This is a genomic window from Devosia sp. Root685, assembly GCF_001427875.1.
Taxonomy (GTDB): Bacteria; Pseudomonadota; Alphaproteobacteria; order Rhizobiales; family Devosiaceae; genus Devosia.
Genome location: NZ_LMHK01000001.1, coordinates 1,698,869 through 1,712,546 on the forward strand (window position 1 = coordinate 1,698,869; position 13,678 = coordinate 1,712,546).

General features: G+C 61.9%; 14 protein-coding genes. 6 read left to right on the top strand and 8 right to left on the bottom strand.

Features of this window, described 5'->3' with window-relative positions; genetic code table 11:
* Window positions 1-17: 17 nt before the first annotated feature.
* A complete protein-coding gene (locus ASD83_RS08105) occupies window positions 18-761 on the bottom strand; it encodes an SOS response-associated peptidase (RefSeq protein ID WP_082561017.1) in 744 nt (247 codons plus the stop codon).
* A 113-nt stretch (window positions 762-874) separates the two neighbouring features.
* On the opposite strand from ASD83_RS08105, the gene ASD83_RS08110 reads away from it, so the two are divergent.
* The 3 genes from ASD83_RS08110 to ASD83_RS08120 all read left to right on the top strand — a co-directional run bounded on the left by ASD83_RS08110 (window position 875) and on the right by ASD83_RS08120 (window position 2,190).
* A complete protein-coding gene (locus ASD83_RS08110; protein WP_056309529.1) occupies window positions 875-1,276 on the top strand; it encodes an NUDIX hydrolase in 402 nt (133 codons plus the stop codon).
* Window positions 1,277-1,435: 159 nt separating this feature from the next.
* Complete coding sequence (locus tag ASD83_RS08115) at window positions 1,436-1,816, top strand: TIGR02301 family protein (protein ID WP_056309531.1); 381 nt, start codon at window positions 1,436-1,438, stop codon at window positions 1,814-1,816.
* A gap of 95 nt (window positions 1,817-1,911) precedes the next feature.
* Window positions 1,912-2,190: a hypothetical protein gene (locus ASD83_RS08120; RefSeq protein WP_056309532.1), complete on the top strand. Its 279-nt coding sequence runs from the start codon at window positions 1,912-1,914 to the stop codon at window positions 2,188-2,190.
* Between the two features lie 12 nt (window positions 2,191-2,202).
* On the opposite strand, the gene ASD83_RS08125 is transcribed toward ASD83_RS08120, so the two are convergent.
* The 4 genes from ASD83_RS08125 to ASD83_RS08140 all read right to left on the bottom strand — a co-directional run bounded on the left by ASD83_RS08125 (window position 2,203) and on the right by ASD83_RS08140 (window position 7,000).
* Window positions 2,203-3,771 carry a DHA2 family efflux MFS transporter permease subunit gene (locus ASD83_RS08125; RefSeq protein WP_056309534.1) on the bottom strand — a complete coding sequence of 523 codons (1,569 nt, stop codon included), beginning with the start codon at window positions 3,769-3,771 and terminating at the stop codon, window positions 2,203-2,205.
* 47 nt (window positions 3,772-3,818) lie between these two features.
* Window positions 3,819-4,943 (bottom strand): HlyD family secretion protein, encoded by a 1,125-nt coding sequence (locus ASD83_RS08130; protein ID WP_056309535.1) that lies wholly within the window; start codon window positions 4,941-4,943, stop codon window positions 3,819-3,821.
* Window positions 4,943-5,389, bottom strand: coding sequence for a MarR family winged helix-turn-helix transcriptional regulator (locus tag ASD83_RS08135; protein WP_162249137.1), 447 nt, complete (start codon window positions 5,387-5,389; stop codon window positions 4,943-4,945). The genes ASD83_RS08130 and ASD83_RS08135 overlap by 1 nt, the downstream gene beginning before the upstream one ends.
* A 279-nt stretch (window positions 5,390-5,668) precedes the next feature.
* On the bottom strand, window positions 5,669-7,000 hold the full coding sequence (locus tag ASD83_RS08140) for a dihydroorotase (protein WP_056309539.1): 1,332 nt from the start codon (window positions 6,998-7,000) through the stop codon (window positions 5,669-5,671).
* A gap of 69 nt (window positions 7,001-7,069) precedes the next feature.
* On the opposite strand from ASD83_RS08140, the gene ASD83_RS08145 reads away from it, so the two are divergent.
* The 3 genes from ASD83_RS08145 to ASD83_RS08155 all read left to right on the top strand — a co-directional run bounded on the left by ASD83_RS08145 (window position 7,070) and on the right by ASD83_RS08155 (window position 9,376).
* Window positions 7,070-7,915, top strand: a complete 846-nt coding sequence (locus ASD83_RS08145) for a YgfZ/GcvT domain-containing protein (protein WP_056309540.1) — start codon at window positions 7,070-7,072, stop codon at window positions 7,913-7,915.
* A gap of 269 nt (window positions 7,916-8,184) precedes the next feature.
* Window positions 8,185-8,802, top strand: a complete 618-nt coding sequence (locus ASD83_RS08150; RefSeq protein ID WP_056309542.1) for an HD family hydrolase — start codon at window positions 8,185-8,187, stop codon at window positions 8,800-8,802.
* A gap of 112 nt (window positions 8,803-8,914) precedes the next feature.
* A complete protein-coding gene (locus ASD83_RS08155) occupies window positions 8,915-9,376 on the top strand; it encodes a hypothetical protein (protein WP_056309543.1) in 462 nt (153 codons plus the stop codon).
* On the opposite strand, the gene ASD83_RS08160 is transcribed toward ASD83_RS08155, so the two are convergent.
* The 3 genes from ASD83_RS08160 to ASD83_RS08170 form a co-directional block, all read right to left on the bottom strand.
* The gene (locus ASD83_RS08160; RefSeq protein ID WP_056309545.1) at window positions 9,373-10,347 is read right to left on the bottom strand and encodes a cell wall hydrolase; all 975 of its coding nucleotides are present in this window, start codon (window positions 10,345-10,347) and stop codon (window positions 9,373-9,375) included. The genes ASD83_RS08155 and ASD83_RS08160 overlap by 4 nt on opposite strands.
* Before the next feature lie 349 nt (window positions 10,348-10,696).
* Window positions 10,697-11,257 carry a hypothetical protein gene (locus ASD83_RS08165; protein WP_056309547.1) on the bottom strand — a complete coding sequence of 187 codons (561 nt, stop codon included), beginning with the start codon at window positions 11,255-11,257 and terminating at the stop codon, window positions 10,697-10,699.
* Window positions 11,258-11,351: 94 nt separating this feature from the next.
* Window positions 11,352-13,640, bottom strand: a complete 2,289-nt coding sequence (locus ASD83_RS08170; protein ID WP_156385827.1) for a putative PEP-binding protein — start codon at window positions 13,638-13,640, stop codon at window positions 11,352-11,354.
* Window positions 13,641-13,678 lie beyond the last annotated feature (38 nt).

Here is a 13,678-nt window from a genome sequence, read left to right on the forward strand (position 1 = left end):
TGAGGGGGATGTCAAAGCTAAAACAAATCCATCTGCCCACCACCGCCGACAACCTTCTTCGCCTTCACCACCACCGGCTCCGGCTTCTCCTCAGTCACTTCCACGATCAGCCCAGGATCATCATCCCGCGCCGAATTGACCCTTGTGGACACCGGATGAAACTTCAAAATCCCATCCTCGAGCGGCAGCGCCATCTGCGCTGCGTCCTCGGCCCGCACCTCGCGGACATTGAGCCAATCGTCGATCTGCTGGCGCCCCATAAGGATCGCCGGCATCCGGTCATGCACCACCGAAAGCTGCCGATTGGCCGGCACGGTAATGGTCGCAACGCTGTCGACCTCTTCACCCTCCGGCCCGCTCCAGGTCGCATAAAGCCCGGCCAGCGCCATGGGCTCACCGTCGGCGCGGGTGATATAATAAGGCCGCTTCTTCTTGTCGGGCCCCGTGTGCCATTCATAGTACCCACTCGCCGGCACCACGCAGCGTCCATGCTTCAGCGCATCGCGAAAGGCCGGTTTCTCGCGCATGCTTTCGGCCCGTGCATTGATCAGCAGTGGAAATTCGCGCGGGTCTTTCACCCAGCGCGGCACCAGACCCCAGCGCGCAAAATGCCCCTCCCGCCGTCCGCCCTCTTCCCAGATGGCGGCCACCGGCTGGGTCGGCGCCACATTATAGCGCGGCATCATCGGCAGCGTGTTCAGCAGTTGAAAGAGCTGCGCCATCATTTCGGGCGGCAAGGTCACCGCATAGCGTCCGCACATATTTTCTCTCGCTCGATCGCGCCCCCGCTTTCGCGGGAATGACACGGAGGATTAGAAACGGTTTGAGGGTACAAGTAGTGCCAGAAGTTCCGAATCGCAAACCAGCTCCGGCCATGACCGACCAACCAAACGCCGCCAGTGTCGGCATCGTACGCCACGGCAAAATCCTTCTGATCAAGCGCGCCTTTGCGCCCTACCAGAACCTCTGGACCTTTCCGGGCGGCCGCATGGAGCCGACCGAAACCATCGAGCAATGCGCCATTCGCGAGGTGCAGGAAGAGCTTGGCCTCACCGTCCGCAATCCGCGCCACGTCATGACCCAGTCCCTCGGCCGCGACGGCACCTATCGCCTCGCCGTCTTCACCACCACGGACTATGTGGGCACGGTGAAACCCTCCAACGAAATCCTCGACCACAAATGGGCCGATCCGGGCATGCTGATCGCGCTCCGCACCACGTCCCGCCTCGATGACGTGATCAAAGAGTGTTTTAAAACCCTGGGCCAAAGCTGGTAGATGGCCGGGATGATTACCTTGCTTCCGAATGATCGAGCTTGCGGCCCCACCCCCTCCCTCCTCCCCCCTCAAGGGGGAGGTGTCTGGCCGGTGCAAGAGGCGGCATGCAGTCACACACTCGATCGGCACCTCCCCCTTGATGGGGGAGGATGGGAGGGGGTGTCGGCACCAGCAGTTCTCAAGAAACTGCTCCTCCCCCTCCTCCTCGCCCTCTCCCTTTCTACCCCCGCTCTCGCCATCGACCCGCCCTATCAGCGCCAGATGGAACGCCTCGCCGAGGTCATGGGCTCGCTCTATTACCTCCAGCCCCTGTGCAAAACCGGCACTGAGGATTGGCGCGCGCAAATGTCCGAGTTGATCGCCCTCGACGAGCCCGACGAAGACCGCCGCCAGCGCCTCGCCGGCGCCTTCAACTCGGGCTATACCGGCTTCTCGCGCCTCCACCGCAATTGCACGCCGGCCTCGCGCGAGGCCCTCAGCCGCCTGCTCTTTGAAGCCCAGCAGCTTGCCCGCACCATCCATACGCGCTTTGCCGAATAGGCGGAGCGGGAAAAAGCTGCAATTGCCTACCTCCCGTTAACCTTCGGCTTACTTCTGCCGCGCCAATGGATGGGGTGCGTGCTACGGGATCAGGTATGAGCACCACCAAGTCAATCTTCTCGCCCGCCTCTGGCCAGGGTCCGTTCGAACAGGGCCAGGCCGAGCGTCAGATCGCGCTCGAATACCTGGCCGAGGCCTGGAACGAAGCCGAGGAAGATGGGCTCGAAACCGCCGCTTTGGCCCACGCTTCGCTCTTTGCCGCCCTTGCCACTTTCGTGCGCATGCATGGCGATGAAGCGACTGCCGAGCTTATCGCGCAGCTGCCCGACCGTATCCGCACCGGCGAATACAATCTCGAGCGCATCCTCCAGTAACCTCGTCCCGCCCTATTCGCCCATGGCGTGAGCGCGTTCGATCGCCAGCTCTTCCTTGGTCTTTGCCGGCGCGTTCTTGTCCTTCTTGGGTCCGCGCAGCAAGAGGATCAGCGGAATGGACGCCAGGCTCAACAGCAGCATCAGCCAGAAATCGTCGAGATAGGCGAGCATCGCCGCCTGTTTCTGCACGAGCCCGTTGACCATGGCGATGATCTGCCCACTCCCCGCAATCAGCCCCGGCATCTGCGTCTGCACTGCCATGGAATCGACCGTCAGCCGCTCGGCCAGTTCGGCATGGTTCACCTGCATCATATTGGCCAGCACCACCGAGACCAGCGAAATGCCGATCCCCTGCCCCATATTGCGCACCAGCGCGAACATGGCGGTGGCGTCGGCCCGCATCGCCGGCGCAATGGTCGCAAAAGCCATGGTCGAGAGCGGCACGAACAAAAAGCCCATGCCAAAGCCCTGCAGTGCCCCGGTGATGATAACGGGCCAATAGTCCATATCCGGGCTAAAACTGGTCATCTGCCAGAGCGAATAGCTCATCAGCACTGCCCCGATCAGCATCATGATGCGTGGATCGACCTTGCCGCTCGTCCGCCCCACGATCATCATCGAAACCAGCGTCGCCGCCCCGCGCGGCGCCATAAGCAGGCCGGTGAAAATCACAGAATAGCCCATCAGGTTCTGCAACATCGGCGGCAGTAGCGCGAGACCCGAAAACAGCGTGATCCCCATCACACCCATCAGCACCGAGCCGAGCGAAAAGTTGAAATCCCTAAACATTTTGAGGTCGACGAAGGGCTGCTTGGCCGTCAGCGAGTGCACAAGGAATACCCAGAGCCCGGCAATGACGATCCCCAGCTCGATCCAGGTTTCGACCGAATGGAACCAGTCATTCTCTGCCCCGCGATCGAGCATCAATTGCAGCGCGCCGACACCGAGCGCCAGCATGCCAAAACCGAAGAAATCGAAGCGCCGGTTTTTGACTTCGGTCTGGGGCATGAACAGCACCAGCATGGCGACGCAGAGCACGCCCACCGGCACATTGACCAAAAACACCCAGCGCCAGTCAAAGCTCTCGGTCAGCCAGCCGCCGAGCGAGGGCCCGATGATCGGGGCGACCATGATGCCCATGCCATAAATGGCCATGGCCTGGCCGATGCGTTCCTTGGGATTGATGTTGAGCAGCACCGTCTGCGCCAGCGGCGCGATCATGGCGCCGCACACGCCCTGCATCACGCGAAACAGCACCATTTCGGGCAGGCTCGAGGCAATACCGCAGAGCGCCGAGGCCACGGTGAACCCGATGACCGCGAACAGAAACAGCCGCCGCTGCCCCAGCCGGTCGCTCATCCAGCCGGTCATGGGCGTCGCGATAGCCGCCGCCACGATATAGGAGGTCAGAACCCAGGTGATTTCATTCTGCGACGCGCCAAGCGAGGCAGACATATGGGGCAGCGCCACATTGGCGATGGTGGTGTCGAGCACCTGCATAATGGTGCCGAGCATCAGCGCGAGAGTGAGCATGCCCTTGTTCTTGACGACAAGCGCGGGCTGGGAAAGCGTTTCGGCCATGCTGGCCTCCTGAGGGAAAAGGCGGACGGGCCCTTGGGCCCATCACATCAGAGCGGCTTGGCAGAACCGGTCATGCGCTCAAGCGTATTGGCGCCCGTATCGACGCTGACCAGCGCCGACATGCCCGAGCGCAGCAGTTCGGCCGATACGTCCCCATCAAAATCGACGCGCACGGGTATGCGCTGGGTCACCTTCACCCAGTTGCCGGTGGCGTTCTGGGCCGGGATCAGCGAAAATTCCGAGCCGGTCGCGGCGCCGATGCTGGTCACCGTGCCTTCAATGGCGTGGCCGGGAATAGCGTCGACCATCACCTCGGCATGCATGCCGACGTGAATGCCGGAAAGCTGGGTTTCCTTGAAATTGGCCTCCACCCAGCTCGACCGTGTTTCAACGAGGCTCGCAATGGTCGTGCCCGCGGCAACGAACTGGCCGACATTGAGGCTCGCCACCTGGCTGATCACGCCATCGGTCACCGCCACCACCTGGGTCTTGGCCAGATTGCGCTCGGCCAGGCTCACCTGCGCCAGCGCCGTCTTCACCGCCGGATGATCGTCCGTTGCAATATCGGCCTTGCCGCCGAGCGCCGCCGCCGCATTGTTCACCTGCTGCTGCGCCGTCGATACGGCATTGTCGGCCTGCTGCAATGAGAGTTTGGGGGTATCCAGCGTTGCCGTCGAAGCAATGCCCTGCTTGACCAGGCTGTCCTGCCGGTCAAAGGTCGACTGCTGGATGGCGAGCACATCGTTCGCCGCCTTCAGCGCCCGTTCGGCCGTGGCATAGGCCACTTTCAATTGCTCGACATTGACCCGCGCCGTGCCCAGAGCCGCATTGGCCTGTTCGAGCGCGATTTCATAGGGTTCGGCATCGATGGCGAAGATCGGGTCGCCGGCATGGACTTCCATGTTCTCGCTGACATTGACCGCGGTGATGCGACCGGCCACATCGGCCGAAATCGCCACCTTGGCCTGCTGCACATAGGCATTGTCGGTCTCTTCGAACCGGCCACCGGTCAGGTAGAAATAGCCGCCCGCAGCAACGAGCAGCACCGGCACGCTGACCATCAGCAAGAGACGGCCGGAGCGGCGCTTCTTCTTTGCCGGCTCCGCTGCGGTCACGGCGGCATCGACTGGGGTCACCTCACCAGCCTTGGGTTCGGGAGCATGGGCGTTCATCAGACTTCGTCCTTCGTTTCGGCGTCGCCGCCGGCAAGATTGTCTCGAATTTGTGCAAGACCCTCGATCAGGGCCTTCGTCGCCGTCGGCTCCATGCCGGCGATGGCGGTCTTGTAGAGTTCCACCCCGAGGCTCTCGACCATCTGGTAAAGCGCCAGCCCCTCGGCGGTCAGCGTCACGATCTTGGCGCGTCCGTCCTGCGGGTCGGGTTTGCGGCGCACCAGCTTGCGGTCCGAAAGCCGCTTCAAAATCGCGCTCAGGGTCATCGGATCGGTATCGATCGCCGCGGCCAGCGCCACCTGCGACATGCCGTCCTCGCGCCCGAGCTTGGTGATGATCCGCCATTGCGGCAGCGTCAGATCATGGCCGCGCGTCTGCTCCTCGAGCTGGCGGCGAAAAGCCTTCCCAACCTCGTGGATCAGATAAAAGATCGGCGCTGTCTCCATGCTTTTCATCGGGCGGGCCCAAATTTAATAAGCGGGCATATAATACGTCCACTTACTAAATGAAAGCGCGTCTTTGATGAATCAGTCATGCGCGGAACGCGGGGGCGGACGAAGGCCCCCCTCACAGTTGGGGCGCGCCTCTCGCCACCCCCACTCGATGTCACCCCGGCGAAGGCCGGGGCCCATCTCCCGCCGAACGGGAGCCGCGCCAGTGTAGGGAAACCGCTTCATCTCAGGATGGGCCCCGGCCTTCGCCGGGGTGACAACCTGTGAGAGGACCTACCCCAGAGCGGGCAGCGACTCTAAAAACCGCATCGGCTGCCCCTTGCTCGGCGCCGTCAATTCACCCTGCCACATCACCTTGTGCCCGCGCACCACCGTGCCGACCGGCCAGCCCGTCACCTCAACCCCATCATAAGGCGTCCACCCCGCGCGGCTCTTGATCCACTCATTGGTGATCGTCTCGCGCCGCTTCATATCCACAATCGTCAGGTCGGCATCATAGCCCACCGCAATCCGCCCCTTGCCGGCAATGCCAAACAACCGGTTCGGTCCATGGCTGGTCATATCGACAAAGCGCTGCAAGCTCAGTTTTCCCGCATTCACATGATCGAGCATGGTCGGCACCAGCGTCTGCACGCCCGTCATCCCTGAATGGCTGGCGGGATATTCATGGTCCTTTTCCTCGCGCGTATGCGGCGCATGATCGGACCCCAAAATATCGGCCACGCCATTGGCGACGCCCTTCCAGATGCCCTCCCGATGCGCCTTGTCGCGCACCGGCGGGTTCATCTGCGCATAGGTCCCAAGCCGCGTGTAGGCCGTCTCGTCCAGCGTTAGATGGTGCGGCGTCACTTCTACCGAAGCCACATCCTTATGCTCGGCCAGATAAACCATCTCTTCCTTGGTCGAGATATGCAGCACATGGATACGCTTGCCGGTTTTCCGCGCCAGATTGACCAGCCGCGTCGTGCAGCTCATCGCCACCTCGGGCGAGCGCCACACCGGATGGCTCGACGGATCGCCCGGCACGCGCAGGTGCTTACGCTCCTCGAGCATATATTCGTCTTCCGAGTGGAAGGCCGCGCGCCGCGAAATCGCGCGCAAAATGGCCTCAACCCCGGCATCGTCCTGCACCAGCAGCGAGCCCGTTGAAGACCCCATGAACACTTTCACACCGGCACAGCCCGGCAGCTTTTCGAGCATGCCGAGTTCGCCGACATTCTCGTGCGTCCCGCCGATATAGAAGGCAAAATCACAATGCATACGGTTCGTACCCGCCGCGATCTTGGCCTCGAACGTCTCGCGGCTCGTTGTCAGCGGATTGGTATTGGGCATTTCGAACACGCCCGTCACCCCACCCATGACCGCGCCGAGCGAACCGCTCTCCAGATCTTCCTTATGCGTCAGCCCCGGCTCGCGAAAATGCACCTGCGTATCGATCACACCGGGCAGAATATGCAGCCCCTTGCAGTCCACAATCTCTGCCGCATCGCCAGAAACGGCCCCCAGCGCCACGATCTTCCCGCCCTTGACCGCAATGTCGGCAAAACCCTCGCCGTCATGATTGACCACGGTCGCGTTCTTGAAAATCGTGTCATACTGCGCCATGTCTGCGGTCTCCGCTGGTTCCGGTTCAGGGCTGGTTTAGCGGAGGAAAACTCCGTGAGGCAAGGCATCATGACCATTCATCTGCGCAGTGACCGCGTCCTCTTCCGTTTTTCCGGTCCCGATGCGCATCGCCTCATCAACGACGTGGTGACTGGCGAAATCCCAGCCACCGGCAATGGCGAGGGTGAAGTCGCCGCCGCCTGGGCACTCCTTTCGCCGCAAGGCAAGATTCTTGCCGAGGGTCTGGCCGGACATGCGCAGGACGCGCTCTGGCTCGACGTGCATGAGTCGGTTGCCGACGACTTCTTCAAGCGTATGAAAATGTACCGGCTTCGCGCCAAGGTCGACATTGATGACCTGCGCGAAACGCACCGGGTAGGCTTCGCCCAGGATGTAGAACCCGAAGGCTTGCGCCACACCGACCGGCTGGGACCCATCGACATGGGGTGGCGCGTCATTGCACCAATTGAAGCCATTGCAGATTGGGTGCAGGACGACACTGCCTACCATCAGGAACGTATCGGCGTGGGCATTCTCCACCAGGGCAACGACTTCCCCGCCAACGACACCTTCGCCCACGATATCGGCATGGACATCCTCGACGGCATCGACTTCGTCAAAGGCTGCTATGTCGGCCAGGAAGTCGTCAGCCGCATGAAGCACCGCGGCACCGCCCGCCGCCGCCCCGTCATCGTCTCGGGTATCGACGCCCCCGCCGGCACCGCCGTCATCGCCGGCGGCCGCGAGGCCGGCACCATTGGCCAGGTGGTCAACGGAACCGCCGTCGCCATCCTCCGCCTCGACCGCATCACCGATGTCGCGGCAGCGACCGTCGATGGCAAACCGGTCACCCTCGCCCTCCCCATCTGGGCCACCTATCAGTTCGGCGAAGCTGTCACCGAAGACGCCGAATAATTTCGTTCTCCCGGTTAGACGGTGGCTCCCTCACCCCCTCCCATCCTCCCCCATCAAGGGGGAGGTGCAGAAGTGGTGCTCTTGGCGAGATGGTGCCCCAAACTCGATGCAACACCTCCCCTTGATGGGGGAGGATGGGAGGGGGTGTCGGCTCGCCCGGATCTCCAGGCGTAAACACAGAGACACTCCCCACCCTTTCACCAATCCTTCTCGAATCGGCCGCATCTGTTAGTGTCGACGGGAACAGTCTGCTAACGAACTCGACCCCTATGGCCCGCACAAGTTCACGTGCCTGGCAGCGCATGCTGTCGGGTCGTCGCCTCGATATTCTTGACCCTTCCCCCGTCGATGTGGAGCTTTCCGACATCGCGCACGGCCTCGCGCGCGTTGCCCGCTGGAATGGCCAAACCATTGGCGATTATCCCTTTTCCGTCGCGCAGCACTCCGTCCTCGTGCTCGAACTATTCCGCGCTGCAAACCCCGAGGCGGCGCCCGCGCACCTTCTCCAGACGCTCCTCCACGATGCGCCCGAATATGTCATGGGCGACATCATTTCCCCCTTCAAAACGGCGATGGGCGGAAACTACAAAGACGTCGAAAACCGTCTGCTTTCAGCCATTTACCTGCGCTTTTCCCTGCCGGCCACCCAATCTGTTCCCTTAAAGAAACAGATGAAAAAAGCCGATCAGGAAGCCGCCTATTTCGAAGCCACCAGCCTTGCCGGTTTCGACCCGTCCGAAGCGGTAAAATTCTTCGGCGAACCGGGGGTTGCGGCCTTTGAGATCGAGCAGTTCGACCGCCTGATCCAGCCCTGGCCGACGCGTCAGGCGCATGATCGCTTCATCGCCAGTTTCGAAGCCATCGCCGAACTTATCCCCGTCCCCTGAACCTGTGGCAGAATTAACCAAGGCGTAAGGAAAGGGTCGCATTGACGCGCCATCATGGTTACTGATCCGTTAATAGTGTGCGCTCGCACTGGATCAGAATGGGACGCCTGCCATGAACCTGCCGACCCTGCCCACGCTTTTGAGCCTGATCACAGCCGCTTTTGTGCTGTCCCTCGCCTCCGTCCGCGCCGATGGTTTCGACCCCAGCAAGCTGTTGATCCTCGGCGACGACAATGGCGTTCGTTACGAGGATTGGGTGTCTACCGACCCGCTCGACACGCAGGTGGTCAAGAAGATCGAAGGCGGGCGCGTGAGCTATGTCACGATCAAGCGCACCTCCACCGGCACCTATTCGAGCGACGGCATCGAGTCGCCTCACGTGCAGTATCCGGGCGTCATCGAACCCGATAACCCACGGAATAGCTTCAGCTTTTCAAGCTGGAACAATGGCCAATGGACCCGCCTCAAGACCTATAGCGGCAATTCCTACGTCTCGATCTCGACCTACAAGACGCATCGCGGCGAAACGCGGACATCAACCTGCATCTCGACCGCAAGCTATTGGTATTGCTAACCAAATAGCCAGCCGCGCTTGAACTTGTAGAAGACGTGCAGCCCGATCTGGGTCACCTTTTCCATGCGCGGAGCCCAGGTGGGGCGCACATAGGTCGCGTGGTAGTGCGTCGCATTGCCCACTTCGGTCAGATAAAGCTCGCCATTGAGATAGCGATCGGCAATGTCCTCAGCCTGCGCCCATGGTTCGCGCTCGTTGATGACTTCGGGAATACCGTCGCAAGCGAATGAGAACTGGCAGGCATTGCGCTTGCTCTGGTTTTGGTAAACCACGCCGCAAATGGTATCGGGATAGCGATGATCCTTGACCCGGTTCATCACCACCTGCGCCACGGCGACTTGGCCACGATAGGCCTCGCCGCGCGCTTCAAAATAGATCGCCGTCGCGAGGCACCACTTTTCACGATCGGAAACTTCAACCGCCGCCGTCGTCGAAAAAGCCCCGGTAACCGGGGCATTGGCGCGGGCATAGGCCAATTGTTCGGAGGCCATAGCGGGGATCGGATCGGTCGGGGTTAGCGAAGCGGTCTGCGGCGCGATGCCGGCAATGGCGTCGAGCGCCGCGGCGGTCGCCGGATCGATCGAGGCCACCGACATGCGCGGCCCCACTTCTTCGGGCGCATCGCCAATGTCGGCAATCCGCGACTGGCCCATCACGTTGGGGTCGCCCGCAAGATCGCGTAGCGAAGCGATACGGATACGGGCTTCCTCAAAGTTCTGCGTAAAGGCAGCAATGTCGATTGCCGGCTTATAGCGATCGGTCTTTTCGGAGCGATTGGGGCCGGTAAAGCTAATTGAATCAAACAGATGATCGACAGATCCGGTGATCACCGGATCGGCGCCGGAATAGCTCAGGCTCGCAAGGGCGAGTTCAGGTTTTGCGCTTGGGGTCTGTGGCAGATCGCCAGACGGGCCAAAGGCGGCGCCGGCAAGGCCTGCATAAGCCAGGGACGCGACAACGCCCAACGCCATCGTCCTGGCGAGGGGCAATCCCCGGCGAACCGCTCTAGCCGCGTGCTGGCGCACGACCGGCCGGTGTGGATGGGCCATAAAACTCTACTCAACGCTACGCAACACGAACAAGACCGGCAAAAGTGACGCTAAAATGCCGACGTTTGTGATGATCTCTGATTAAGGTTAGCGCCGAGTAAAGAGGCAAACAGGCACGCAAAGGGTCAAAGCGCGGCCATCAGGGGGCAGAAATGTGATTGGCGGATTTGTCGCAGTACCCTGCGCATCGGTGAAAAGCGCGAAGCGATTTTCAGCCCGATGTCGCGGCGCATCTGGCGGAAAGCGCGAAGCGATTTTCGCCAGATGTCGCTTAAGAACAGGCCGCCCTGACGGGCTCGATCTGTTCGAGCACGCCGGCAAGATTGAAGCGCACCGAGAGCGACCGCGAATTGACCGGCGTCACCCGTGTCGTCAGGTTCTGCGCCCCGGCCAGCATATCGAGAAAAGCCAGCGTATCTGCGGTATTGTCGATCACCAGCGCCGTATTGGTCGCATTGACCAGCAGCGTGCGGCTGCGCGGCGATTGCAGATCCGCCTGCAGCGTAATCCCCGCATCCCGCCCCAGCGCCGACATGGTGTTGCCAGCATAGGCAAAGGAAGCGCTCAGCGTGCCCGCGTCGCAGGTAATGGTCATGGTCGCCGGCATGCGGCCGCTCGGCCGGGCCGGAATAAGCTGTTCGGATTCAAAGCTGACGCTCAGCGCATCCCCAGCATCAGCGCCATGGCGGAAAATTCCGTCATAGCAGGCAAGTCTTTCCGCATCCACGCCAATTGGGGCGCATTGGGCACCAGATTGAGCGAAGGCCGGGGCCGCAAACATGGCGCCAAGCACAGTCAACGCCGCGAAAGCCTCAATCCGATTTACCAGCATTATTCCCCCAGTTCTTCTCGCCAGTCTTGTGTCACGTTCTTATATCGTGACCAATACCCGCGATTGAAATGGGCTCATTGAAAAGTGTGCCGCGTCAGGTTGCCGCTTGCGCCAGCGTCAGCCGTGCCACCGGCACGCGATAGGGCGCGCAACTGACATAGTCGACCCCCAGCCCCGAGAAGAACTTTAGGGACACCGGATCGCCCGCATGCTCCCCGCAAATGCCGATTTTCAGCCGTGGATTGGCCGCCCGGCCGCGCTGGATGGCGATGGAAATCATTTCGCCCACGCCCTTTTCATCAATGGTGACAAAGGGATCGCGCTCATAGATGCCCTTGCGCTGATAGACCGTCAGAAAGGTCGGCGCATCGTCGCGCGAAATGCCAAAAGTCGTCTGCGTCAGGTCATTGGTGCCAAAGGAAATGAAATCGACCATGCCGGCAATATCCCCGGCCCTGAGGCAAGCGCGCGGCAATTCGATCATCGTCCCGAAGGAGAATTTCACCTTCTCGGATTTGTTGAGCCCCGAATTGGCGACGATGGCCATGGTGCGTTCGCGCACCCAGGCGACCTCGCTGGCCGTCGAAACAAAGGGCACCATCACTTCCACCGGAATAGGCTTGTTCAGCCGCTCGCTGGCCTCCCGCGCCCCGGCAATCACCGCCTGCATCTGCATCTGCAGAATTTCGGGATAGGTGATGGCCAGCCGCACGCCACGATGCCCGAGCATCGGATTGACCTCGGCAATGCGTTCGAGCCGCAGCCGCAGCGCCCGCACCGCCACACCGAGCGAAGCCGCCGTCTCCTCGATCTCTTCATCGTTACGCGGCAAAAACTCGTGCAAGGGCGGATCGAACAGACGCACCGTCACCGGCAGCCCACCCATCACCGAGAACAGCGCCGAATAGTCGCCGGTCTGGAAATCGACGAGGCCGTTGACCGCCAGGCTACGCGCCTCTTCGTCCTCAGAGAGGATCATGCGCCGCAGCGCCACCAGACGTTCGGGCGAAAAGAACATATGCTCGGACCGCGCGAGCCCTATGCCTTCCGCACCAAAACTCAGCGCCGTTGCCGCGGATTCGACCGTTTCCACATTAGTGCGCACCGCAATCGATCGGCTGGCATCCGACCAGCCAAGCAGCGTCCCGATATTGCCCCCGATATGCGGCTGGGCCAGCGGCAGCGTGCCGAGATAAATCGAGCCATCGCTGCCATCGATGGTCAGTCGATCACCCGGCCGCAATTCGCGCGACCCGATGCGACACACCATCTCCACCGTATCGACCGACAGCGTCCGCACGCCCGCCACGCAGGGTTTTCCGGTGATACGCGCGATCACGCCCGCATGGCTGGTCATGCCGCCACGCGCCGTCAGAATACCCGTCGCCGCCTTCATGCCCTCAATGTCGGCCGGCCCGGTTTCATTGACCACCAGAATGCAATGTTTTCCGCGCGCCCGCAGCCGCGCCGCATCCTCGGCGGAAAATGTAATGATGCCGCTCGCCGCACCCGGCGAGACGCCAAGCCCCGTGGCAATCGGGGTGACATCCTCGGTCGATTTGATGCGCGGATGCAGCAATTGCGGCAGGCGGTTGGGATCGACGCGGCTGACGGCATTGTGCGGCGACCAGATCTTGCTGTGCACGCGATCGACTGCCGCTTCGAGTTCCGCCGCCGCCGAAGCCTGCACTGGCCGCGCCGAGAGAAACTGCACCTTGCCCTTCTGAATGGCGACGAGGCAGGCCATGTGCCGCCCGGCCTTGGCATCGAGCAGCGAAATCAACGACCCCACGGATTCGGGCAAGCGCGGCAGCGGCGCGCCATTGAGCGGCGCCGGGCCCAGCGCGCCGGTCGCGGCATTGCGGGTGAGAAACTGCTCGAGCTCGCCCTCGGCCGTCGCCTGAATGAGCACGATCTGGCGGGCGCGATCGTCTTCGCCGCGAAAATTCGCCCAGCCGCCCTGTGAAAAACCATAGCTTTCAAAGGCCTGCTTGATGGCCTTGGCCAGCGGCCGCGTCGGATCGACGGAGTCTTCGGGCGCCGTCGGTGCGGCAATGCCGATGCGTGCCGGCTGCAAGCCGCTATTGTGGCTACCCGCGGACGTGCGCACCACCAGCAAGGGCGCCTTGCCGTCCTTGGTCACGAGCTTGAAGAGACAGGCGATCCAGTGGGTGCGCAGCCGCGTATCGAGCCGCGTGCGCTCGGCCTGCAAGGCATCCCAGGCCGCCCGGGTAATCGCAATGGTCGGAACGGTCGGAAAACCAGCCTCGCCGACGCGAAAAATCCACCGCGCCTTGCCGGCAAGCAGCTTCAATTGGGCGGCGGTGAGGTTTGCCTTCCCCTCGGCGGGGGCAATCGCAAACATTTCCTGCGCAAGACTCACCGTAAAACCGTCCCTGACATCATTGTGACCTCATACTG

Coding starts and splice junctions, on each gene's coding strand:
- ASD83_RS08105 (WP_082561017.1), bottom strand. CDS start 761: ATGTGCGGACGCTATGCGGTGACCTTGCCGCCCGAAATGATGGCGCAG.
- ASD83_RS08130 (WP_056309535.1), bottom strand. CDS start 4,943: ATGAACGCCCATGCTCCCGAACCCAAGGCTGGTGAGGTGACCCCAGTC.
- ASD83_RS08160 (WP_056309545.1), bottom strand. CDS start 10,347: ATGGCGTTGGGCGTTGTCGCGTCCCTGGCTTATGCAGGCCTTGCCGGC.
- ASD83_RS08150 (WP_056309542.1), top strand. CDS start 8,185: ATGGCCCGCACAAGTTCACGTGCCTGGCAGCGCATGCTGTCGGGTCGT.
- ASD83_RS08135 (WP_162249137.1), bottom strand. CDS start 5,389: ATGGAGACAGCGCCGATCTTTTATCTGATCCACGAGGTTGGGAAGGCT.
- ASD83_RS08110 (WP_056309529.1), top strand. CDS start 875: ATGACCGACCAACCAAACGCCGCCAGTGTCGGCATCGTACGCCACGGC.
- ASD83_RS08155 (WP_056309543.1), top strand. CDS start 8,915: ATGAACCTGCCGACCCTGCCCACGCTTTTGAGCCTGATCACAGCCGCT.
- ASD83_RS08120 (WP_056309532.1), top strand. CDS start 1,912: ATGAGCACCACCAAGTCAATCTTCTCGCCCGCCTCTGGCCAGGGTCCG.
- ASD83_RS08145 (WP_056309540.1), top strand. CDS start 7,070: ATGACCATTCATCTGCGCAGTGACCGCGTCCTCTTCCGTTTTTCCGGT.
- ASD83_RS08125 (WP_056309534.1), bottom strand. CDS start 3,771: ATGGCCGAAACGCTTTCCCAGCCCGCGCTTGTCGTCAAGAACAAGGGC.
- ASD83_RS08140 (WP_056309539.1), bottom strand. CDS start 7,000: ATGGCGCAGTATGACACGATTTTCAAGAACGCGACCGTGGTCAATCAT.
- ASD83_RS08165 (WP_056309547.1), bottom strand. CDS start 11,257: ATGCTGGTAAATCGGATTGAGGCTTTCGCGGCGTTGACTGTGCTTGGC.